The 23280-nt window shown below is 46.8% G+C and carries 21 protein-coding genes and 1 pseudogene; 17 read left to right on the top strand and 5 right to left on the bottom strand.

Annotation, left to right across the window (positions count from 1 at the left end):
- Positions 1–312 precede the first annotated feature (312 nt).
- The gene (locus GYO_RS34310; protein ID WP_014114344.1) at positions 313–1431 is read right to left on the bottom strand and encodes an NADH-dependent flavin oxidoreductase; all 1119 of its coding nucleotides are present in this window, start codon (positions 1429–1431) and stop codon (positions 313–315) included.
- 72 nt (positions 1432–1503) lie between these two features.
- A pseudogene (locus GYO_RS44115) lies at positions 1504–1624 on the bottom strand (hypothetical protein).
- A gap of 329 nt (positions 1625–1953) precedes the next feature.
- On the opposite strand from GYO_RS44115, the gene yqiH reads away from it, so the two are divergent.
- From yqiH to prpB, 9 genes are all read left to right on the top strand, one after another.
- On the top strand, positions 1954–2250 hold the full coding sequence (gene yqiH, locus GYO_RS34300; protein WP_014114342.1) for a lipoprotein YqiH: 297 nt from the start codon (positions 1954–1956) through the stop codon (positions 2248–2250).
- Positions 2251–2268: 18 nt separating this feature from the next.
- The gene (locus GYO_RS34295; protein ID WP_080010088.1) at positions 2269–2889 is read left to right on the top strand and encodes an N-acetylmuramoyl-L-alanine amidase family protein; all 621 of its coding nucleotides are present in this window, start codon (positions 2269–2271) and stop codon (positions 2887–2889) included.
- Positions 2890–2968: 79 nt separating this feature from the next.
- On the top strand, positions 2969–3700 hold the full coding sequence (locus tag GYO_RS34290; RefSeq protein WP_014114340.1) for a glycerophosphodiester phosphodiesterase: 732 nt from the start codon (positions 2969–2971) through the stop codon (positions 3698–3700).
- Positions 3701–3835: 135 nt separating this feature from the next.
- Positions 3836–5017: an acetyl-CoA C-acetyltransferase gene (gene mmgA, locus GYO_RS34285; RefSeq protein ID WP_014114338.1), complete on the top strand. Its 1182-nt coding sequence runs from the start codon at positions 3836–3838 to the stop codon at positions 5015–5017.
- Positions 5018–5042: 25 nt separating this feature from the next.
- Positions 5043–5906, top strand: coding sequence for a 3-hydroxybutyryl-CoA dehydrogenase (locus GYO_RS34280; RefSeq protein ID WP_014114337.1), 864 nt, complete (start codon positions 5043–5045; stop codon positions 5904–5906).
- A 27-nt stretch (positions 5907–5933) separates the two neighbouring features.
- On the top strand, positions 5934–7073 hold the full coding sequence (locus GYO_RS34275) for an acyl-CoA dehydrogenase (protein ID WP_014114336.1): 1140 nt from the start codon (positions 5934–5936) through the stop codon (positions 7071–7073).
- 32 nt (positions 7074–7105) lie between these two features.
- Positions 7106–8224, top strand: coding sequence for a citrate synthase (gene mmgD / locus GYO_RS34270; protein WP_014114335.1), 1119 nt, complete (start codon positions 7106–7108; stop codon positions 8222–8224).
- 21 nt (positions 8225–8245) lie between these two features.
- Positions 8246–9664: a bifunctional 2-methylcitrate dehydratase/aconitate hydratase gene (locus GYO_RS34265; RefSeq protein ID WP_014114334.1), complete on the top strand. Its 1419-nt coding sequence runs from the start codon at positions 8246–8248 to the stop codon at positions 9662–9664.
- Positions 9665–9683: 19 nt separating this feature from the next.
- Positions 9684–10589, top strand: coding sequence for a methylisocitrate lyase (gene prpB, locus GYO_RS34260; protein ID WP_014114333.1), 906 nt, complete (start codon positions 9684–9686; stop codon positions 10587–10589).
- Between the two features lie 43 nt (positions 10590–10632).
- Here the strand turns inward: prpB and GYO_RS34255 are convergent, their stop codons facing one another.
- Positions 10633–10869 carry a DUF2627 domain-containing protein gene (locus tag GYO_RS34255; RefSeq protein ID WP_014114332.1) on the bottom strand — a complete coding sequence of 79 codons (237 nt, stop codon included), beginning with the start codon at positions 10867–10869 and terminating at the stop codon, positions 10633–10635.
- Positions 10870–11021: 152 nt separating this feature from the next.
- Here GYO_RS34255 and GYO_RS34250 point away from each other — a divergent pair, with 152 nt between their 5' ends.
- The 8 genes from GYO_RS34250 to GYO_RS34215 all read left to right on the top strand — a co-directional run bounded on the left by GYO_RS34250 (position 11022) and on the right by GYO_RS34215 (position 21099).
- The gene (locus tag GYO_RS34250; RefSeq protein WP_014114331.1) at positions 11022–13097 is read left to right on the top strand and encodes a sigma-54 interaction domain-containing protein; all 2076 of its coding nucleotides are present in this window, start codon (positions 11022–11024) and stop codon (positions 13095–13097) included.
- Between the two features lie 124 nt (positions 13098–13221).
- Positions 13222–14121, top strand: coding sequence for a phosphate butyryltransferase (gene yqiS / locus GYO_RS34245; RefSeq protein ID WP_014114330.1), 900 nt, complete (start codon positions 13222–13224; stop codon positions 14119–14121).
- Positions 14122–14132: 11 nt separating this feature from the next.
- Positions 14133–15227 carry a branched-chain amino acid dehydrogenase gene (gene bcd, locus GYO_RS34240; protein WP_003236852.1) on the top strand — a complete coding sequence of 365 codons (1095 nt, stop codon included), beginning with the start codon at positions 14133–14135 and terminating at the stop codon, positions 15225–15227.
- An 18-nt stretch (positions 15228–15245) separates the two neighbouring features.
- Positions 15246–16337: a butyrate kinase gene (gene buk / locus GYO_RS34235; RefSeq protein ID WP_014114329.1), complete on the top strand. Its 1092-nt coding sequence runs from the start codon at positions 15246–15248 to the stop codon at positions 16335–16337.
- Positions 16338–16358: 21 nt separating this feature from the next.
- Entirely contained in the window at positions 16359–17783 is a 1425-nt protein-coding gene (gene lpdA / locus GYO_RS43630) for a dihydrolipoyl dehydrogenase (protein ID WP_014114328.1), read from the top strand.
- Between the two features lie 21 nt (positions 17784–17804).
- The gene (bfmBAA, locus tag GYO_RS43625; protein ID WP_014114327.1) at positions 17805–18797 is read left to right on the top strand and encodes a 3-methyl-2-oxobutanoate dehydrogenase subunit alpha; all 993 of its coding nucleotides are present in this window, start codon (positions 17805–17807) and stop codon (positions 18795–18797) included.
- 13 nt (positions 18798–18810) lie between these two features.
- A complete protein-coding gene (gene bfmBAB, locus GYO_RS34220) occupies positions 18811–19794 on the top strand; it encodes a 3-methyl-2-oxobutanoate dehydrogenase subunit beta (RefSeq protein ID WP_014114326.1) in 984 nt (327 codons plus the stop codon).
- A gap of 21 nt (positions 19795–19815) precedes the next feature.
- A complete protein-coding gene (locus GYO_RS34215) occupies positions 19816–21099 on the top strand; it encodes a dihydrolipoamide acetyltransferase family protein (RefSeq protein ID WP_014114325.1) in 1284 nt (427 codons plus the stop codon).
- Between the two features lie 60 nt (positions 21100–21159).
- Here the strand turns inward: GYO_RS34215 and bmrR are convergent, their stop codons facing one another.
- Together bmrR and bmr are read right to left on the bottom strand one after the other, a co-directional pair.
- Positions 21160–21996 carry a multidrug efflux transcriptional regulator BmrR gene (bmrR, locus tag GYO_RS34210; protein ID WP_014114324.1) on the bottom strand — a complete coding sequence of 279 codons (837 nt, stop codon included), beginning with the start codon at positions 21994–21996 and terminating at the stop codon, positions 21160–21162.
- Positions 21997–22068: 72 nt separating this feature from the next.
- Entirely contained in the window at positions 22069–23238 is a 1170-nt protein-coding gene (bmr, locus tag GYO_RS34205) for a multidrug efflux MFS transporter Bmr (RefSeq protein WP_014114323.1), read from the bottom strand.
- Positions 23239–23280: the final 42 nt, after the last annotated feature.

Genomic DNA, 23280 nt, shown 5'->3' with positions numbered 1-23280 from the left:
CAGAATCCTATATGGCAGGCCGCTTGATCGACTCTCATTTAAGTGGTTTTATGTGTTTTCGACTGCTTGGGGCATAAACAATCAGGATCAAATTGAAACCTTTTCCCTGTAAAATCGTAAGTAAGGAAGCATTCATGAACAAAGGAGACGTACGAATGAAAAAGAAAAAAGCAAGAAAGCGTGACGGGCTTCTCCTAGATTTGCTTCCCCAAGCAGCTGGCGAGCTCCTTCTTTTGCTGTTTAGATGTTTACATAAATTATTTATTTAAAGTTGAAAAAAGACTGCCGAATCGTTTCGGCAGTCTTTGCACATTAATCTTTATAAGGCACCCAGCCAGGTGTGTTCACAATTGCTTGCCATAGCGGTTCAGGCAAGTGATATTTTTCTTTGTCAGTGCCTTTTATCACGGTTTCAATTTGTTTTTCCCGGCCTTCTTTTACTTTCACTGTCCAGTCAGGGTCAACTAAAATTTCGCGTCCCAAAGCGACTAGCGGAATACCGTTTTCGATCACAGCCAGTGCGTCATCTGCGGAATGAATGGAACCGACGGCGATAAGCGGCACTTTGTTTCCGACACGTTCATTCAATAAGTCCATGCGTGTGCGAGTCGGATCTGCACCGCGGCGCGCTTTTGAGTTCACGTCCATCAGTGAGATATGAAGGTAATCCAATTCTTTATCTCCTAAAGCGTCAACAAGCGTAAAGGTTTCAGTCATTGTTAATCCTGGTGTCTCAGGTTCTTCCGGAGACAGGCGATAGCCGACTAAGAACGCACCCTTCGCATGTTCTGCAGCAGCTTTTTTCACTTCATCGACAATAGCAAGCGGGAAGGCTAATCGTTTTTCGTCGCTTCCTCCCCAGCGGTCTGTGCGCTGATTGGTTTTCGGAGAATAAAACTGCTGAATCAAGTAGCCGTTTGCGCCGTGAATTTCGACACCGTCAAAGCCGGCTTCGATGGCGCGTCTTGTCGCTTCTCCAAATGCCTTCACGATGTTTTCCACTTCTTCGTCTGTTAAGGCGCGGGCAATTAGCTTGCCGTCATCAAACACGTCACTTGGCGCTACAACTTCTTGTTGCGGAACGAGCTCAGACGGGCATTCAATGCCGCCGTGATGAATTTGCACAACAGCTTTAGCACCTTGCGCCTGAATCGCTTGCGCTAGTTTTTTTAAACCTGGAATGTTGGAGTCATCATGGATGGCCGGCTGCCCGGGAAATGCTTTTCCGTCCGGCGTGACGTTTGCGCAGGCTGTAATCACCATTCCCATCTCTTTTGAGCGGGGGATGATGTAGTCAAGCTCTGCTTCAGATATCGTACCGTCTTCATTAGAAGCGTAATGAGTCATTGGTGCTACTGTGATCCGGTTGTCGATTGTAACGCCGCTTTTAAATGTAAATGGTTCAAACAGCGGTTTATACTTAGGGTTCATTTGATCATCTTCTTTCGTTTGGATTCGCACATATTCTAGCCTATATGTAAAAATTAATGCAATTGATCTGCTTTACCGGCTGAATATCTTGAGAACAGAGTGATGTTTTCTGCGCTCTTTTTCGGGGGCTTTGTAGCCGCCGCTGATTTGGTGGCCGATGGTGCAAGTGGTGACACGCTGCAGCGAGCAACAGACATGGCTGTAACTTCTCTCTGTAAAGTGAATATCCTTTAAAAGGTTACGCCTGGCTGATCCACTCGTCAAACGATTTGCTCACATCATTCCTCAAATTTTTTAAAATGAATAAAAAGTTGCTTCTTTCCGTTAATTTTTTCTAATATGCGCCTCAATTAGAGCCATCCTCATAGACAAATGCGATTGCTTTCTTTCTAACAACAGGAAATAATCAGGTCGGATAGCCCTTTTGAAAAATGTGGAATCCAGTGCCGTCTTTCGCGTCGGCTTTACAAATCTGCCATTCTGGTCAAAGATAAAAGCCAAACATCAGGAAGAGGTGATCATGTGAAACAAACGGCTCTTTTGCTGTTTACTGTGCTATTTCTCTCAGGGTGCAGTATTGCAAGTGCGGATGACTCAGTCCCAAAGTTTACCGAAGAGGGAAAATACATTGGCTCGGCTGATCCTCATACGATTGCGGTTTCTTTGAATGGAGAAGAAACCATGATACAGGTTCCGAAGGATAAACGTGATGAATGTGAATCACTTCCAGATCACACAAATGTCCTGGTGAAATATATAAAAAAGGATAATGGAACGTTACAACTGCAAGATATTCAGCTGCAGAAGAACTCGTCATAAAAGACCGGAGGGAGAAAGTTGAGAATGTTATGGAGGAGCTTAGCTTTATGCGGATTAGCTTTGACGCTCGGGCCCTATGCACAGGCAGCAGAGCCGATAGAAGGGAAAACAGTGTATATTGATGCCGGACACGGCGGTGAAGACAGTGGAGCGGTCGGAAACGGGCTCTTTGAAAAGGATATTAATTTAGCAGTTTCCGAGCATGTGACGGACAAGCTGAAAGCGGAGGGAGCCAATCCAGTTGCGTCCAGATCCGACGATCATTTTCTGACCCTGGAGGAAAGAGTGGCAAAGGCAAGTGCCAATCAGGCCGATCTTTTTGTTAGCATTCATGTGAATTCAGGGGTTGCTTCAGCTTCAGGAACAGAAACGTATTTTCAGTCTGATTATGAAGGGGAAAACAGCCGGCGTCTGGCGACAGATATTCAGTCCCAGCTGGTGTCATCCTTACAAACGAGAGACAGGGGCGTGAAAGAATCAGACTTTTACGTCATTACATATTCACAAATGCCGAGTGTGCTGGCGGAGCTTGGATTTATGACAAACAGCTCTGACGCGGACAAGCTTGGAAGTGAAGAATACCAGCAAAAAGCCGCAGATGCGATTGTCACCGGCATTGACTCTTATTATGATCAGTAAGATTGATACAGCCTTAATCCTAGAGTGGAACCGCCAAAATCAGTATAATGGAGAAAACTTTAGGGCTTGAGGTGAAACGATGACAAAGATTTTTGCCCATCGGGGGGCATCAGGTCAATATCCCGAAAATACTATGCTTGCATTTGAAAAAGGAATTGAAGCCGGAGCGGACGGAATTGAGCTTGATGTGCAACTGACAAAAGACGGACGCATTGTTGTGATACATGATGAAAGACTTGACCGGACGACATCGCTCAAAGGATTCGTGAAGGATACAGTGTATAATGTGATAAAGACTGCGAATGCCGCCGCTGGTTATGATCAAACGTACAGAGATATCAAAGTGCCGCTGCTTGAAGATGTGCTCTTGTGGGCGGACAAAAAGGATTTTCTCATCAACATTGAATTAAAAAACAGCGTGATCCGCTATGAAGGAATGGAAGAAAAAGTACTGGAGGCAGTGAAGAGGTTCAATATAGAGGAAAGAATCATCCTGTCCACATTTAATCATGAAAGCTTAGCGCTATGCGCCCGGCTCGCTCCCCATATCGAACGAGCGGCATTGACTTCAGATGTGCTTTATCAGGCTGATCAGTATATCACATCTATTCCAGCTTCCGGCTATCACCCGAAGCTGAACAGCCCGGGGACAGCTGATGAAGTACTGAAGAAAATGAGGAACAGTTCGATCAAGGTCCGGCCGTATACAGTCAATCGGCCGGAAGATATGAAGCGCCTCTTTGAAGCGGGGGCAGACGGCATTTTCACCGATTTTCCTGCAAAGGCTTTGGCATTGCTAAAAAATAAATAGTTGTGTTGGAAGGAGGCTGTTGGCGCAGCCTTCTTTTTTCATTCATTCATTCATTCATGCCCGTTTCAAAGCATACATTCATAGAAGACAACTAGAAATTGTAAGCGCTGTCTATCTTCTGAATGAGGTGAAACCATGAGGAAAACAGTCATTGTAAGTGCTGCAAGAACACCATTTGGCAAATTCGGCGGTGCATTGAAAGAGGTGAAAGCTGCTGAGCTTGGGGGCATTGCGATGAAGGAGGCGTTACATCGCGCTGGAGTATCTGGAGATGAGGTGGAAGGAACTGTTATGGGCATGGTTGTCCAAGCCGGCTCAGGGCAGATTCCTTCCCGCCAAGCTGCCCGTCTGGCTGGAATGCCTTGGAGTGTGCCGTCAGAAACGCTAAATAAAGTCTGTGCATCCGGACTGCGCGCTGTCACCCTGTGTGATCAAATGATTCGGGCGCAAGATGCGGACATTCTTGTCGCCGGGGGAATGGAAAGCATGAGCAATATTCCATATGCCGTTCCCGCCGGGCGTTGGGGAGCGCGGATGGGAGACGGTGAGCTTAGGGACTTAATGGTTTATGACGGGTTAACATGCGCGTTTGATGAGGTGCATATGGCTGTTCACGGAAATACAGCCGCCAAGGAATATAGAATCTCACGCAGGGAGCAGGATGAATGGGCGCTGAGAAGTCATGCGCGAGCAGCTAAGGCAGCCGATGAAGGAAAGCTTCATGATGAAATTGTTCCCGTAAGCTGGACCAACCGAAAAGGAAAAACAAATATGGTTGAAAAAGATGAAGCGATTCGGCGTGACACAAGTCTGGATCAGCTTGCAAAACTTTCTCCCATTTATACAAGTGATGGTTCCATCACAGCCGGTAATGCTCCCGGGGTCAATGACGGAGCCGGTGCGTTCGTGCTAATGTCTGAGGACGAAGCTGCTAGGCTTGGCAAACGGCCTCTGGCTACAATTCTTGGTTTTTCAACTATGGGAATGCAAGCGAACGAGCTAGCGGCAGCTCCGGGGTTTGCAATTAACAAGCTCCTGAAAAAGAACGGTTTAACTGTCCAAGATATTGACTTGTTTGAAGTAAATGAAGCGTTTGCTTCTGTTGTTTTGACATGTGAAAAAATCGTCGGTTTCGATCTTGAAAAAGTAAATGTAAACGGCGGTGCGATCGCGCTCGGCCATCCGATCGGCGCTAGCGGGGCAAGAATTCTCATGACGCTTGTTTATGAATTAAAGCGCCGGGGAGGGGGACTGGGAGTTGCCTCCATCTGCAGCGGTGCGGCTCAGGGAGATGCCGTCTTAGTGCAGGTTCATTAAAACAATGACGAAAAAGGGGATTTAAATGGAGATTAAACATATCATGGTGGCCGGTGCAGGTCAGATGGGAAGCGGAATTGCTCAAACAGCTGCCGACGCAGGTTTTTATGTGCGGATGTACGATGTGAACCCGGAGGCTGCGGAGGCAGGATTGAAGCGGTTGAAGAAACAGCTGACCCGTGATGCTGAAAAAGGAAGAAAGACCGAAGCGGAAGTGAAGGATGTGATCAGCCGCATTTCGCTCTCTCGAACGCTTGAGGAGGCAAAGCATGCGGACATTGTGATTGAGGCTATTGCAGAAAACATGACGGCGAAAACTGAAATGTTTAACACACTTGATCACATTTGTCCGCCTCATACGATTTTGGCCAGCAATACATCTTCCTTGCCTATTACTGAAATCGCTGCTGTGACAACCCGGCCTGAACGAGTCATTGGCATGCATTTTATGAATCCTGTCCCTGTGATGAAGCTAGTTGAAGTGATTCGCGGCTTGGCTACATCAGAAGAAACGGCCTTAGTTGTTATGGGATTAGCGGAAAAGATGGGGAAAACACCGGTAGAAGTCAATGATTTTCCGGGGTTTGTTTCCAATCGCATTCTTCTTCCAATGATTAATGAAGCCATCTATTGCGTGTATGAGGGGGTGGCGAAGCCGGAGGCAATAGACGAGGTGATGAAGCTGGGCATGAACCATCCGATGGGCCCGCTTACATTAGCGGATTTTATCGGGCTGGATACGTGTTTATCGATTATGGAAGTTCTTTATTCCGGCCTTGGCGATTCCAAATACCGACCTTGCCCGCTGCTCCGCAAATATGTCAAAGCGGGCTGGCTTGGCAAAAAGAGTGGACGCGGTTTTTATCAATATGAGGAGAGGACTTTCTGAAGTCAATTCCATCCGGGGGTGGCCGAGTTGCATGTAACCCAAGAGCAAGTCATGATGCGAAAAATGGTGCGTGATTTTGCCCGAAAAGAAATTGCTCCCGCTGCTGAAATCATGGAGAAAACGGACGAATTTCCGTTTCAGTTGATCAAAAAAATGGGTGAACACGGCTTGTTGGGAATACCGGTGCCGGAACAATACGGCGGCGCAGGGGCGGATGTTATTTCTTATATTTTGGCGATTCATGAGATTTCTAGAATCAGCGCGGCTGTCGGTGTCATTCTTTCCGTTCATACCTCGGTCGGCACAAATCCGATTCTGTACTTCGGCAACGAAGAACAGAAGATGAAATATGTACCGAAGCTCGCTTCAGGAGACCATTTGGGCGCATTTGCACTGACGGAGCCTCACTCAGGGTCGGATGCTGGAAGCCTCCGCACAACAGCCATCAAAAAGAACGGCAAATACCTATTAAACGGATCGAAAATATTCATTACGAACGGAGGAGCCGCCGATATCTATATCACCTTTGCTTTAACAGCTCAAGATCGAGGCAGGCACGGGATTTCGGCTTTTATCGTTGAAAAAAGCACACCCGGTTTTACTGTAGGAAAAAAAGAAAGAAAGCTGGGGCTCTATGGTTCCAATACTACGGAACTGATTTTTGATAATGCAGAGGTGCCTGAAGAAAATTTGCTTGGCAAAGAGGGGGATGGCTTTCACATTGCCATGGCGAATTTAAATGTCGGCCGCATCGGCATTGCGGCCCAAGCGCTCGGAATTGCAGAGGCGGCTCTTGAGCATGCCGTTGGTTACGCGAAGCAGCGGGTGCAATTCGGAAGGCCTATCGCAGCCAATCAAGGCATATCGTTTAAGCTGGCTGACATGGCGACAAGGGCTGAGGCAGCAAGGCATCTTGTCTACCACGCCGCAGACCTTCATAATCGCGGCTTGGCCTGCGGAAAAGAAGCGTCTATGGCTAAACAATTTGCTTCAGATTCCGCGGTGAAGGCGGCGTTAGACGCCGTCCAAATTTACGGGGGTTATGGCTATATGAAGGATTATCCGGTCGAGCGGCTGCTTCGCGATGCAAAGGTGACGCAAATCTATGAAGGGACGAACGAGATTCAAAGACTGATTATTTCCAAGCATCTGCTTGGCGGAACCTGATAGACAAAAAACGCAAAACGGAGGTTGAGGATATGGAGGAGAAACAGCATTATTCTCCGGGTTTGGACGGTGTGATCGCGGCAGAAACTCATATTTCTTATCTTGACACGCAGTCCAGCCAGATTTTGATACGAGGCTATGATTTAATAGATCTTTCTAAAACAAAAAGCTACTTGGAGATTGTTCATTTATTGCTGGAGGGCAGGCTGGCGGAAGAAAGTGAAATGGAAGCGCTGGAAAGAAACATAAACAGTGCATCAAGCCTGCCTGCTGATCATCTCCGTCTGCTTGAACTACTCCCTGAGCACACTCATCCGATGGATAGCCTGCGTACCGGTCTGTCGGCACTTGCCGGCTATGATCGGCACATAGATGATCGCACTCCTTCTGCAAACAAAGAACGCGCCTATCAGCTTCTCGGGAAAATGCCTGCCCTCACTGCTGCCAGCTACAGGATCATCAATAAGAAAGAGCCGCTTCTTCCGCTTCAAACCCTATCCTACAGTGCAAACTTTCTATACATGATGACAGGGAAATTGCCGTCCTCACTGGAAGAACGGATTTTTGACCGCTCCCTCGTCCTGTACAGTGAGCATGAGATGCCGAATTCAACCTTTGCGGCAAGGGTCATTGCTTCTACACATTCGGATCTTTATGGATCTTTGACAGGAGCTGTCGCCTCCCTGAAAGGGAATCTTCACGGAGGAGCAAACGAAGCTGTGATGTATATGCTTTTGGAGGCGAAAACAACGTCCGATTTTGAGCAGCTTCTGCAAATAAAACTGAAAAGAAAAGAAAAAATTATGGGATTCGGCCACCGGGTGTATATGAAAAAAATGGACCCGAGAGCACTCATGATGAAAGAGGCGCTGCAACAATTATGCGATAAAGCCGGTGACCATCGTTTATACGAGATGTGTGAAGCAGGAGAGCGGCTGATGGAGAAGGAAAAAGGGCTTTACCCGAATTTGGATTACTACGCTGCCCCGGTGTATTGGATGCTCGGCATACCGATTCCTTTGTATACACCTGTCTTTTTCAGCGCGAGAACGTCCGGTTTATGCGCCCATGTGATCGAACAGCATTCCAATAACCGTCTCTTCCGCCCCCGTGTCAGCTATATGGGCCCGCGCCATCAGGCCGAATCATAAATCATGAAAGGAACTGGTAGCATGCTGAAAACGGATCATGTCATTGAAGAAATTACAGACTATGTGCTTGAGAAAGAGATTGCAAGCTCAGAGGCATATACAACAGCGGGGCATGTGTTGCTGGATACGCTGGGCTGCGGGATTTTGGCGCTCCGGTATCCCGAATGCACAAAGCTGCTTGGCCCGATTGTTCCCGGAACGATTGTGCCGAATGGAAGCAAAGTACCGGGAACATCATATGTTCTCGATCCGGTGAGGGCAGCGTTTAATATCGGGTGCATGATCCGCTGGCTCGATTACAACGATACGTGGCTGGCGGCGGAGTGGGGGCATCCGTCGGATAATCTGGGAGGAATCCTTGCCGCTGCTGATTATGTATCGAGAGTAAGGCTGTCTGAAGGAAAAGAGCCTTTAACGGTACGCGACGTACTTGAAATGATGATCAAAGCACACGAGATTCAAGGTGTGCTGGCGTTAGAAAACAGCTTGAACCGAGTCGGCCTTGATCATGTACTGTTTGTCAAAATTGCGACAACTGCTGTTGCAGCAAAGCTTTTGGGCGGCAGAAGAGAAGAAATCAAAAATGCGCTTTCGAATGCATGGATTGACAATGCAGCCTTGAGGACATACCGGCATTCACCGAATACAGGCTCGCGTAAATCATGGGCGGCAGGGGATGCAACTAGCAGAGGTGTTCATTTGGCGCTGATGGCGTTAAAAGGGGAAATGGGTTATCCGACAGCGTTAAGCGCACCGGGATGGGGCTTCCAAGACGTTCTATTCAATAAGAAAGAGATCAAACTTGCCCGTCCGCTCGATGCTTATGTCATGGAAAATGTGTTATTTAAAGTGTCTTATCCTGCGGAATTTCACGCCCAGACAGCGGCAGAGTGCGCCGTCATTCTTCATCCCCAGGTAAAGGGCCGGATTGATGAGATTGACCGAGTTGTCATCAGAACGCACGAATCCGCTATCCGAATCATTGATAAAAAAGGCCCGCTTCACAATCCCGCTGATCGTGATCACTGCCTCCAATACATTACAGCAATCGGTTTGCTTTTTGGTGATATTACCGCGCAGCATTATGAAGTTGAAACAGCGAGTGATCCGAGAATAGATAAGCTACGGGATAAAATGGAAGTGACTGAAAATAAAACATATACGGAGGATTACCTGAAACCCGATAAGCGTTCCATTTCAAATGCCGTTCAAGTTTATTTTAAAGACGGAACGAGCACGGAAATGGTGGAATGTGAATTTCCGCTCGGCCATCGTTTTCGAAGAGACGAAGCAGTGCCGAAACTGCTGGAAAAGTTTTCTGCCAATCTCAAAACTCATTATGCTGATAAACAGCACAAACACATTTATGAGCGCTGTACCAGCTATGAGACATTACAAACGATGCGCGTAAATGAATTCGTAGATATGTTCTGCATGTAAAAGAAGGAGGGCTTGCGTCATGTCGTGGATCGTCAATAAACAATCGTCACAAGAGGAGCTTGCCGGGCGTTTCCGCAAGCTGATGTCAGCGCCGGACATTCTGCAAATTCCCGGCGCTCATGACGGGATGGCCGCCTTGCTTGCAAAGGAGGCCGGTTTTTCTTCCATTTATTTGTCTGGTGCGGCATATACAGCCAGCAGGGGGCTTCCTGATTTAGGGATCATCACGTCGATAGAAATGGCTGATCGGGCCAAAGATCTTGTGCGTGCAGCAGACCTGCCTCTGCTTGTTGATATCGATACGGGATTTGGCGGTGTGTTAAATGCCGCCCGAACCGCCCGCGAGATGCTTGAAGCCAGAGTAGCCGCCGTTCAAATCGAAGACCAGCAGCTTCCGAAAAAATGCGGACATTTAAATGGCAAACAGCTTGTTCCGATAAAGGAAATGGCTCAAAAAATAAAAGCGATCAAACAAGCGGCGCCCTCCCTTGTCGTTGTTGCCCGTACTGATGCTAGGGCACAGGAAGGACTTGATGCCGCAATAAAACGGTCAGAGGCTTACATTGAAGCGGGAGCGGACGCGATATTTCCGGAAGCGCTTCAGGCGGAGAACGAATTCCGCCAGTTTGCTGAGTGCATCTCCGTTCCGCTCCTTGCGAATATGACCGAATTTGGGAAAACGCCGTATTATCGCGCCGATGAATTCGAAGATATGGGGTTTCGCATGGTGATTTATCCTGTCACATCGCTTCGAGCGGCGGCAAAAGCTTATGAACGAATGTTTGGTTTGATGAAGGAGCGCGGCTCACAAAAAGAAGGGCTTCATCATTTGCAGACACGAAAAGAACTGTACGAGACGATTTCTTATTATGACTATGAAGCGTTGGATAAAACAATTGCCAAGACTGTTTTGCCTGACGAATAGTTTCGACTAAAAAAAGCCGGAGAGTTCTCCGGCTTTTTTGCAGCTATCGTTTTCTGAATCGCGGGCTGACTTGATTGCGTTTTCTGTCTCTGAATAAAATGAACCCGGCCAGCACATAAAGGCCGAACACAAAAAAGATAAATCCTGACAAACCTTGGAGCCAAAGAGCTCCGAATGGCTTTATCGTATGGCCGAAAAGCGTCTCCCTCATCAGTTTAATGCCTAAAGCGGAAATGGCACCGGGGATGACTAATATCAAAAGCGCAAGAAGTCGGCTCATCCTCAGAAAACTCCTTTATCTTTTCATTTCCTTTATTGTCCAGCGGAAAAAATATTTTGTCAAGAGAAGAAAACGTGGTAACATAGGGTTGTGCAAATTATTGCAACGGAATAAATAGGTGTGCAAATTTTTTCATGCAAAGGGGTAGCGGGATGCAAAAGGTACTGATTGTAGGTGCCGGCAAAAGGGGAACGGCGTTATTACACATTCTGATCAAAACAGCCATCATAGAGATCATTGCCGTGGTTGACAAAGACCCCGAGGCGCCGGGATTGATAGAAGCAGAACAGTATGGGATTGCCGTTTCATCTGATTGGAAACCTTACATACAACAAAAACCGGATATCGTCATTCATACCACCGGCGATCAAGCCGTGTTTGACAAACTCCTTCAGGAAAAGCATGAAGAGACTATTGTTATGCCAGGGAAAATGGCGTACATCGTTTTTCAGCTGATGGAAGAAAAGCAGCACCTGATTCAAATGCTAAAAGAGCAAACATATAAACACGATCGAATTTTTAATTCTACCCATGACGGGATGATTTTTATTGATATCAATGAAGAAATCATTCTCTTTAACCATATGGCCGAAAAGATGGTCGGGAAAAAACGCGAGGAAGTCATCGGGCGCCCGATCAAAGAAGTCATTCCGAGCACAAAGATGCCGCGGATTTTAAAAACGAGAGAGCCTGAATACAACCAAAAGCAGCTTTTAGGTGAGAATCAAATCGTGACTACCAGACTGCCGATCATTGATGAAGGCGGCCGTTTGCTCGGAGCGCTCTGTGTATTCAAGGATATAACGGATGCCGTTGAGCTGGCGGAGGAAGTGACGAATCTCAAACAGGTGCGCACGATGCTGGAGGCGATTATTCAATCCTCCGACGAGGCAATTTCTGTCGTTGATGAAAACGGCATCGGACTCTTGATCAATAAAGCGTATACGAAAATGACGGGGCTTTCTGAAAAAGAAGTCATCGGCAAGCCTGCAAACACTGATATCTCTGAAGGTGAAAGCATGCATTTAAAGGTGCTTGAAACAAGACGGCCTGTCCGCGGTGTCAGAATGAAGGTCGGCCCGAATGAAAAAGAGGTCATCGTAAATGTAGCGCCGGTCATTGTAGACGGGATTTTGAAAGGCAGCGTCGGTGTGATTCACGATGTGTCCGAAATTAAAATGTTGACAGCGGAGCTTAACCGCGCAAGGCAAATCATTCGGACGCTTGAAGCGAAATACACTTTTGACGACATTATCGGCAAAAGCGAGCAAATGCTGGTTGCGCTTGAACAGGCGAAGCTCGGGGCGAAAACGCCGGCAACGATTTTGCTACGCGGGGAATCGGGAACAGGAAAAGAACTGTTCGCCCATGCCATCCATAACGAAAGCGACCGGAAATACAATAAATTTATTCGCGTGAATTGTGCAGCCCTTTCTGAAAACCTGCTTGAATCAGAATTGTTCGGCTATGAGGATGGTGCGTTTTCAGGAGCGAAGCGCGGAGGTAAAAAGGGCTTATTCGAAGAAGCCAATAACGGCAGCATTTTCTTAGATGAAATCGGCGAGCTGACACAAAATATGCAGGCGAAATTGCTACGTGTCCTTCAAGAGAAGGAAATCGTCAGAGTGGGCGGCACGAAAGCGATCCCTGTCAATGTCAGAGTGATCGCGGCGACAAATGTAAATATCGAAAAGGCGATGGCGGATGGAACATTCCGCGAAGACCTGTATTACCGGATTAACCGCTATCCGATCTCTATTCCGCCTTTGCGGCAGCGGCTGGAGGACATTGAGGCACTCAGCGTCCGGCTTATCCAAAAGATCAACCGGGATTACGGCAGGAATGTAAAGGGGCTCTCGCAGCAAGCTTTGCGTGCCTTATCCGCATACCATTGGCCTGGGAATGTCCGCGAACTGGAAAATGTCCTTGGACGAGCCATGATTTTTCTGAATCCGCATATGGAATGGATTGAAAAAGATCACTTGCCTGTATTCGAACTTGTGCAAAAAGAAAGTGACACAGAACAAGGTGCAGGGTTTGATTTTCCGGATATTAAAGGCGAAAAGCTGTCTGTCGCAGTAGAAAAATTTGAAGCGCATTTGATCCAGCAAACGCTCGAAAAGCATCATTTTAACCGGACAAAAACAGCGAAAGCCCTCGGTGTCAGTATTCGGAATTTATATTACAAAATGGATAAATACGGCCTTGCAAATGAAGGCATGCAATAATTTGCAGAATGAACGCAAACATCTGCACGAATTTTTCAATACATCCGTTATGACAGCATGGCGAGGAGCTGGCATGGAACTTGCATAATAAAAGGCGGAGTCGAAACAAGAGAGGTGGTAACAGATGAAGCTGAAAGATTTGATCGGCAAAGCATCGATGTACAAAAACAAGACCATTGCGGTTGCCCATGCTGAGGATGAGGAAGTGATCCGGGCTGTAAAGCTGGCAGCCGAGCACCTATCCGCCCGTTTTTTGTTAGTGGGCGACAGCAAGAAACTAAACGATCTGACATCATCTATGCAAGGGCATCATGTGGAAATCGTTCATGCCGATTCGCCTGAGGAATCGGCAAAATTAGCAGTTCGTGCTGTGCATCACAAAACAGCGGACGTTCTAATGAAAGGGAATGTGCCGACTTCTGTTTTGCTTAAAGCGGTGTTGAACAGACAGGAGGGGCTTCGGTCATCCAGTGTCCTTTCCCACGTGGCTGTGTTTGATATACCGGACTTTGACAGATTGATGTTTGTGACAGATTCGGCTATGAATATTGCCCCTTCGCTGGAAGAGCTTCGGCAGATTTTGCAAAACGCCGTTCATGTGGCTCATGCAGTAGGGAACAATATGCCAAAAGCAGCTGCTTTGGCAGCGGTCGAAACAGTGAACCCGAAAATGGAAGCGACAGTGAATGCTGCTGCTCTTGCTCAAATGTGCAAAAGAGGCCAGATCAAAGGCTGCATTGTTGATGGACCGCTTGCTTTGGATAACGCAGTATCACAAATTGCTGCAGCCCAGAAAAAGATTTCGGGAAATGTAGCGGGCAACGCTGATATCCTTCTCGTCCCAACAATTGAGGCCGGCAATATTTTATATAAATCACTAATTTATTTTGCGAAGGCCAGCGTGGCGGCTGTGATTACGGGAGCAAAAGCGCCGATTGCCTTAACGAGTAGAGCGGATTCCGCTGAAAATAAACTGTATTCTATTGCGCTAGCGATATGCGCATCTGAAGAATACACACACTAGGAGGAACGAACATGGAACTTTTTAAATATATGGAGAAATACGATTACGAACAATTGGTATTCTGCCAAGATGAACAATCAGGCTTAAAAGCGATTATCGCAATTCATGATACAACGCTTGGTCCGGCGCTTGGCGGAACGAGAATGTGGACATATGAAAATGAAGAAGCGGCAATTGAAGACGCGCTCAGACTGGCAAGAGGCATGACCTATAAAAACGCGGCAGCAGGCTTAAACCTTGGCGGCGGAAAAACAGTGATAATCGGCGATCCGCGCAAAGATAAAAATGAAGAAATGTTCCGCGCGTTTGGCCGCTATATTCAAGGACTGAACGGAAGATACATTACAGCTGAAGATGTAGGCACAACGGTTGAGGATATGGACATTATTCATGATGAAACAGATTATGTCACAGGGATTTCTCCTGCTTTCGGCTCTTCTGGAAATCCTTCTCCAGTTACAGCGTACGGGGTGTACAGAGGAATGAAAGCAGCCGCTAAAGCTGCTTTCGGAACCGACTCTCTTGAAGGGAAAACCATCGCTGTACAGGGTGTAGGGAACGTAGCCTACAACCTATGCCGCCACCTGCATGAAGAAGGGGCAAACTTAATCGTTACGGATATCAACAAACAGTCAGTACAGCGCGCAGTTGAAGATTTTGGCGCCCGTGCGGTTGATCCGGAAGAGATTTATTCACAAGACTGCGATATTTATGCGCCGTGTGCCCTTGGTGCGACAATCAACGACGACACCATTAAACAGCTGAAGGCGAAAGTCATCGCGGGTGCGGCTAACAACCAATTAAAAGAAACACGCCATGGCGATCAAATTCACGAAATGGGCATCGTTTACGCACCGGATTATGTCATTAACGCTGGCGGCGTCATCAACGTGGCAGATGAGCTTTACGGCTATAATGCAGAACGCGCATTGAAGAAAGTTGAAGGCATTTACGGCAATATTGAGCGTGTACTTGAAATTTCTCAGCGTGACGGCATTCCGACGTATTTAGCGGCTGACCGCTTGGCAGAGGAACGGATTGAACGCATGCGCCGCTCAAGAAGCCAGTTTTTGCAAAACGGTCACAGTGTATTAAGCAGACGTTAAGAAATTGATCTGGAGGTTATGAAAGTGCTACATGATGAAAAACGCATTCTCACAATTAATCCAGGCTCAACTTCAACGAAAATCGGTGTTTTTCATAACGAACGAAGCATTTTTGAAAAAACATTGAGACACAACATAGAAGAGCTGCAGCGATTTGACTATATTATTGATCAGTATGAATTTCGTAAAAACCATATTCTCGAAACGCTTCATGAACAGGGAATCAATATCTCAAAGTTTGATGCAGTCTGCGCCAGAGGCGGCCTTCTCCGGCCGATTGAAGGCGGAACTTACGAAGTGAACGATGACATGATTGAGGACTTGAAAAGCGGCTATGCCGGCCAGCATGCTTCTAATCTCGGCGGTATTATCGCGCGAGAAATCGCTGACGGTCTGAATATCCCTTCGTATATCGTCGATCCTGTTGTCGTAGACGAAATGTCAGTGCTCGCAAAAATTTCAGGTATGCCCGAAATTGAACGGAAAAGTATTTTCCATGCGTTAAACCAAAAAGCTGTCGCCCGTAAGGCGGCAGCCTCTCTCGGCAAACGATATGAGAACATGAAAATGATTGTTACCCATATGGGCGGCGGGATTACAATTGGCGTCCATGACCACGGGCGAGTGGTAGATGTCAATAACGGCCTTCACGGAGAGGGGCCATTCAGTCCTGAACGTGCAGGAACAGTGCCTGCGGGAGATCTTGTGAATTTATGTTTTTCAGGACAGTATACAAAAGAAGAAATCATGAAAAAACTGGTGGGCACCGGCGGGCTTTTCGGCTATCTCGGTACGAATGACGCAGTAAAAGTGGAACAGATGATTCAGGGGGGCGATGAAAAAGCCCGTTTCATTTTTGATGCCATGGCGTATCAGGTAGCAAAGGAAATCGGGGCAGCCAGCGCTGCATTAAAAGGTGAAGTTGAAGCGATTGTGCTGACGGGAGGACTTGCGTACGGCAAAAGCTTTGTTTCCAATATCAGATCATACATAGATTGGATTTCAGACGTTTTAGTCTATCCGGGAGAAAATGAACTGCAGTCTCTGGCCCAAGGGGCGCTCAGGGTATTGCTGGGCGAAGAGCAATCCAAACAATATCGTATTGAATAGACAGACTAGGAGTGAGTCACCATGGCAACTGAGTATGACGTAGTCATTCTGGGCGGCGGTACCGGCGGTTATGTTGCGGCCATCAGAGCCGCTCAGCTCGGCTTAAAAACAGCCGTTGTGGAAAAGGAAAAACTCGGGGGGACATGTCTGCATAAAGGCTGTATCCCGAGTAAAGCGCTGCTTAGAAGCGCGGAGGTATACCGGACAGCTCGTGAAGCCGATCAATTCGGAGTGGAAACGGCTGGCGTGTCCCTCAACTTTGAAAAAGTGCAGCAGCGTAAGCAAGCTGTTGTGGATAAGCTTGCAGCCGGTGTGAATCATTTAATGAAAAAAGGAAAAATCGACGTGTACGACGGATATGGCCGTATCCTCGGACCGTCAATCTTCTCCCCGCTGCCGGGAACGATTTCTGTTGAACGGGGAAATGGCGAAGAAAATGACATGCTAATCCCGAAACAAGTCATTATTGCAACAGGATCAAGACCAAGAATGCTTCCGGGTCTTGAAGCGGACGGCAAGCATGTATTGACTTCGGATGAGGCTCTCCAAATGGAGGAGCTGCCAAAATCGATCATCATCGTCGGCGGAGGCGTTATTGGTATCGAATGGGCGTCTATGCTTCATGATTTTGGCGTGAAGGTAACGGTTATTGAATACGCGGACCGCATATTGCCGACTGAGGATCAAGACATTTCAAAAGAAATGGAAAGTCTTCTTAAGAAAAAAGGCATTCAGTTCGTTACAGGGGCAAAAGTGCTGCCTGACACAATGACAAAAACGTCAGACGACATCAGTATACAAGCGGAAAAAGACGGAGAAACCATTACTTATTCTGCTGAAAAAATGCTAGTTTCCATCGGCAGACAGGCAAATATCGAAGGCATCGGCATAGAAAACACCGATATTGTCACTGAAAAAGGCGTCATTTCAGTCAATGAAAGCTGTCAAACGAAGGAATCTCAAATTTATGCAATCGGAGACGTAATCGGTGGCCTTCAGTTAGCTCACGTTGCATCGCATGAAGGAATCATTGCCGTTGAGCATTTTGCAGGTCTCAATCCGCATTCGCTTGATCCAACGCTTGTACCGAAGTGCATCTACTCTAGTCCTGAAGCTGCCAGTGTCGGCTTAACAGAAGATGAAGCAAAGGCGAATGGGCACAATGTCAAGATCGGCAAGTTCCCATTTATGGCAATAGGAAAAGCGCTTGTATACGGAGATAGCGACGGATTTGTAAAAATCGTGGCGGATCGTGACACGGATGATATCCTCGGCGTGCATATGATCGGCCCTCATGTCACAGACATGATTTCAGAAGCGGGGCTTGCCAAAGTACTGGACGCGACGCCGTGGGAGGTCGGACAAACGATTCATCCGCATCCGACGCTTTCAGAAGCGATTGGAGAAGCAGCGCTTGCCGCAGACGGCAAAGCCATTCATTTTTAAAAGCACAAAGGAGGGGCTTGAATGAGTACAAACCGACATCAAGCACTAGGGCTGACTGATCAGGAAGCCGTTGATATGTATAGAACCATGCTATTAGCAAGAAAAATCGATGAAAGAATGTGGCTGTTAAACCGCTCTGGCAAAATCCCGTTCGTGATCTCTTGTCAAGGACAGGAAGCAGCGCAGGTAGGGGCGGCTTTTGCTCTTGACCGTGAAATGGATTATGTACTGCCGTACTACAGAGACATGGGCGTCGTGCTGGCGTTTGGCATGACAGCAAAGGATTTAATGATGTCCGGGTTTGCCAAAGCTGCAGATCCAAACTCAGGAGGCCGTCAGATGCCGGGGCATTTCGGACAAAAGAAAAACCGCATCGTGACAGGATCGTCTCCAGTAACAACGCAAGTTCCGCACGCAGTCGGCATTGCGCTGGCGGGACGTATGGAGAAAAAGGATATCGCAGCCTTTGTTACTTTTGGTGAAGGCTCTTCAAACCAAGGCGATTTCCATGAAGGAGCAAACTTTGCCGCTGTCCATAAGCTGCCGGTGATTTTCATGTGTGAAAACAACAAATACGCAATCTCAGTGCCTTACGATAAGCAAGTCGCATGTGAGAACATTTCCGACCGTGCCGTAGGCTATGGAATGCCTGGCGTAACTGTGAATGGAAATGATCCGCTGGAGGTTTATCAAGCGGTGAAAGAAGCGCGTGAACGCGCGCGCAGAGGAGAAGGCCCGACATTAATTGAAACGATTTCTTACCGCCTGACACCGCATTCCAGTGATGACGATGACAGCAGCTACAGAGGCCGTGAAGAAGTAGAGGAAGCGAAAAAAAGTGATCCTCTGCTTACTTATCAAGCTTACTTAAAGGAAGCAGGCCTGCTGTCCGAAGAGACAGAGCAAACCATGCTGGATGAAATCATGGCAATCATAAACGAGGCGACAGATGAAGCGGAGAACGCTCCTTATGCAGCTCCTGAGTCAGCGCTCGATTATGTGTATGCGAAGTAGGGAGGAAGTACAAATGTCAGTAATGTCATATATTGATGCGATCAATTTGGCAATGAAAGAAGAAATGGAACGAGATTCACGTGTCTTCGTTCTTGGGGAAGATGTAGGAAAAAAAGGCGGTGTATTTAAAGCCACAGCCGGCCTGTACGAACAATTTGGAGAAGAGCGTGTTATGGATACGCCGCTTGCTGAATCAGCGATCGCCGGTGTCGGTATCGGAGCGGCTATGTACGGCATGAGACCGATTGCCGAAATGCAGTTTGCTGATTTTATTATGCCAGCAATTAACCAGATTATTTCTGAGGCAGCTAAAATCCGCTATCGCAGCAATAATGACTGGAGCTGCCCGATCGTTGTCAGAGCCCCTTATGGTGGAGGCGTGCACGGAGCGCTTTATCATTCTCAATCAGTCGAATCGATTTTCGCCAATCAGCCCGGACTGAAAATTGTGATGCCTTCAACGCCATATGACGCGAAAGGACTCTTAAAAGCCGCAGTTCGTGATGAAGATCCGGTGCTGTTTTTTGAGCACAAGCGCGCGTATCGCCTGATAAAAGGAGAGGTTCCGGCAGATGATTATGTCCTGCCAATCGGCAAGGCTGATGTAAAACGGGAAGGCGACGATATCACAGTGATTACATACGGCCTGTGTGTCCACTTCGCGTTACAGGCTGCAGAACGTCTCGAAAAAGATGGCATTTCAGTGCATGTGGTGGATTTAAGAACGGTTTATCCGCTCGATCAAGAAGCAATCATCGAAGCCGCATCAAAAACCGGTAAGGTCCTTTTGGTCACAGAGGATACAAAAGAAGGCAGCATCATGAGTGAGGTGGCCGCGATTATATCCGAGCATTGTTTGTTCGACTTAGACGCGCCGATCAAACGGCTTGCAGGTCCTGATATTCCGGCTATGCCTTATGCGCCGACAATGGAAAAATACTTTATGGTCAACCCTGATAAAGTGGAAGCGGCGATGAGAGAATTAGCGGAGTTTTAAAGACGTAAGGAGGATACAATCATGGCAATTGAACAAATGACGATGCCGCAGCTTGGAGAAAGCGTGACAGAGGGGACGATCAGCAAATGGCTTGTCGCCCCCGGTGATAAAGTGAACAAATACGATCCGATCGCGGAAGTCATGACAGATAAGGTGAATGCAGAGGTTCCGTCTTCTTTTACAGGTACGATAACAGAGCTTGTGGGTGAAGAAGGCCAGACCCTGCAAGTCGGGGAAATCATTTGCAAAATCGAAACAGAAGGCGCCAACCCGGCTGAACAAAAACAAGAGCAGCCGGAGGCGCCAGCAGCAGCTGAGACACCTGCACCTGCCTCAGAAAACCGCGCCGAAGAAGCCAGTCAGCCCAATAAAAAGCGCTACTCGCCAGCTGTACTTCGTTTGGCCGGAGAGCACGGCATTGATCTTGATCAAGTGACAGGAACAGGTGCCGGCGGCCGCATTACGCGAAAAGATATTCAGCGCATCATTGAAACAGGCGGCGTGAAAGAACGACCTGAGGAGCCGAAAACAGCAGCTCCTGCGCCTGCGTCTTTACCAAAACCAGAGCCGAAGAAGGAAGAGATTTCATATCCTGCGTCTACAGCCGGGGATAAAGAAATCCCTGTCACAGGCGTAAGAAAAGCAATTGCTTCCAATATGAAACGAAGCAAAACAGAAATTCCACATGCTTGGACGATGATGGAAGTCGACGTCACAAACATGGTCGCATACCGCAACAGCATAAAAGATTCCTTCAAGAAAACAGAAGGCTTTAATTTAACCTTTTTCGCCTTTTTCGTCAAAGCGGTCGCTCAGGCGTTAAAAGAATTCCCGCAAATGAATAGCATGTGGGCGGGCGATAAAATCATTCAGAAAAAGGATATCAATATTTCAATCGCAGTTGCGACAGAGGATTCTTTATTTGTTCCGGTGATTAAAAACGCTGATGAAAAAACAATTAAAGGCATTGCGAGAGAAATTAATGATCTTGCCAAAAAAGTAAGAGACGGAAAACTCTCAGCAGATGATATGCAGGGGGGAACGTTTACCGTCAACAACACGGGTTCGTTCGGATCCGTTCAGTCGATGGGCATCATCAACTACCCTCAGGCTGCGATTCTTCAAGTGGAATCCATTGTCAAACGCCCGGTTGTCATGGATCATGGCATGATTGCTGTCAGAGATATGGTCAATCTGTGCCTGTCCTTGGATCACAGAGTGCTTGATGGCCTTGTGTGCGGAAGATTCCTCGGACGCGTGAAACAAATTTTAGAATCGATTGACGAGAAAACATCTGTTTACTAATAAGCAAAAAGAGCATTTTTTGAAACATAACTTCAAAAAATGCTCTTTTTCTATGCAGCATTATTCAGCGATTCGGATTTTCATTTCGACCCGATATTCTTCTTGTTTTTTGGGTGAGTAATGAATCGGTATAATTAACTCGTAAACATCACTGGCAACTGTTAATTGGTGGTCTGCGATATACTTGATAAGCTTCTGTAAGTTGAGAAAATAATGCTCAGGTGAAAAATTATACGCGATACAAACATATCTGCCCTTAGGAATCGTTATGATTTCCATATCCGGCGTAATGGCAGAAATTTGTTTATTCGTCAATACAGGCGTAAAGATATGGCAGTAAGTCATTTCATCAATGCTGGTGTACGGCTGAAATGAAAAAGTGGCACCGTAGCTATTGTTCGTAAATCCATCTGCTGATTCGATAAAATTTTTTAATTTGCTGTAGGAGGCGTTGAGCACGTTTTCAGGCCCGATTCCCTCTGCCTCTGTCTGAATGATACGTGTTTCTTCTTCATCTAAAACAAACACCTCGCCGAGCGCAGGGTATTCCATCTGCCGTTTCATCCGCTTTTTCACCAGTGAAATGGTTTCTTCCAATGCTAATAAAAAGTCCAATTTCTCCCTGATTTGCTTCTCTTGCTCTGTATAAAAAGCAAATAGTTCTCCCATTTCTAAGTCCTGTGCCTTTTTCATCTCTTCTAAAGGTGTACCGATATATTTCAATGATTTGATCAGATCCAGATGAATGAGCTGAGAATCTGTATAATAGCGGTAGTTGGTATCCGGGTCGACGTAGGCGGGTTTAAATAAATCAATTTTATCGTAATAACGGAGCGCTTTAATCGACACGTTTGCCAGTTTTGAAACTTCTCCAATTAAGTAATACGATTCTTTCATGCCACCACTCCTTCTATGATCAGTATAATGAAAAAGCGCATACTTTGCAGTACACAAAGAATGCGCTTTTTATTATGTGCTGGCTTTGAGATGTGCAGGCGCTTTCCAAGCAATGGTCAGCGCAATGCCTATGGCTAAAGCTGCCGTTGCAAAGTAGAATGGGTAGTTTACATCAATATCGAACAGCATTCCGCCGATAATAGGCCCGAATACATTGCCGATACTTGTAAACATTGAATTCATACCGCCGGCGAACCCCTGTTCATTTCCCGCAATCTTTGACAGATAAGTCGTTACCGCAGGCCGCATGAGATCAAATCCGACAAATACGGTGACTGTAACTAGCAGAATCGCAACATAAGAATTCACGAATGTCATTAAGAATACCAGGCTCGTCGAGAGAATTAAGCTATACCGAATTAAATGGATTTCGCCAAACCACCTTGTAAAGCGGTCGAATAAGACGACTTGCGTAATGGCGCCAACAATCGCTCCTCCTGTAATCATAATAGCAATGTCGCTGGCCGTAAATCCGAATTTATGGTCAACGAATAACGCAAATAAAGATTCAAATGACGCTAAACCAAAAGACGAAATCAGGATAATGAGAAAAGCAATGAAATACATGGGTGCAAAAATTCGTTTGAAGCCTGTCTTCTGCCCTTTTATGTCCTGATTTTCAGGATTTCGTTCCGGCTCGCGCAGCGTGAGCATTGATAAAATGGCTGCCAGCAAGGCAAAGGCTGCCGCAAAGAAAAAAGGCAAACGGGAATAGATTTCCGCTAAAAACCCCCCGATGCCAGGACCGATAATAAAGCCTGTTGAAATAGCGGCTGACATATAACCTAGCGCTTTCGGCCGCGTTTTAATGGTCGTGATGTCAGCGATAAAAGCCGTGACCCCAGGCATAATAAAGGCAGCGCTGACACCGCCAAGCATACGGGAGATAAATAAAACCTCAACTGTTTTTCCGATGCCGAATAAAAACTCCGAAACACTAAAGAACAACAGGCCGATCACGATCATAATTTTACGCCCGAAGCGGTCAACCCATCGTCCGCCTATTGGTGAAATAATGAGCTGTGTAACAGCGAAGCAGGCAACCATATAGCCGACCGCGGTGCCCGATAAATGCAACTCATTCATAATGGTAGGTGTTACCGGAATCACAAGTCCGATCCCCAAAAACGCAATAAATAAATTGGTTAATAATATTGTTAAGGTGATATTTTGTTTCTCCATGTAACTTCCCCTTTTTCGAAAGTGTATCCCTTATACTCTAAT

The sequence above is a fragment of the Bacillus spizizenii TU-B-10 genome (genome assembly GCF_000227465.1).
Classification (GTDB): Bacteria; Bacillota; Bacilli; order Bacillales; family Bacillaceae; genus Bacillus; species Bacillus spizizenii.
Note: the sequence above shows the minus strand (reverse complement) of the source record. Positions and strands in the feature narration are given on the sequence as shown.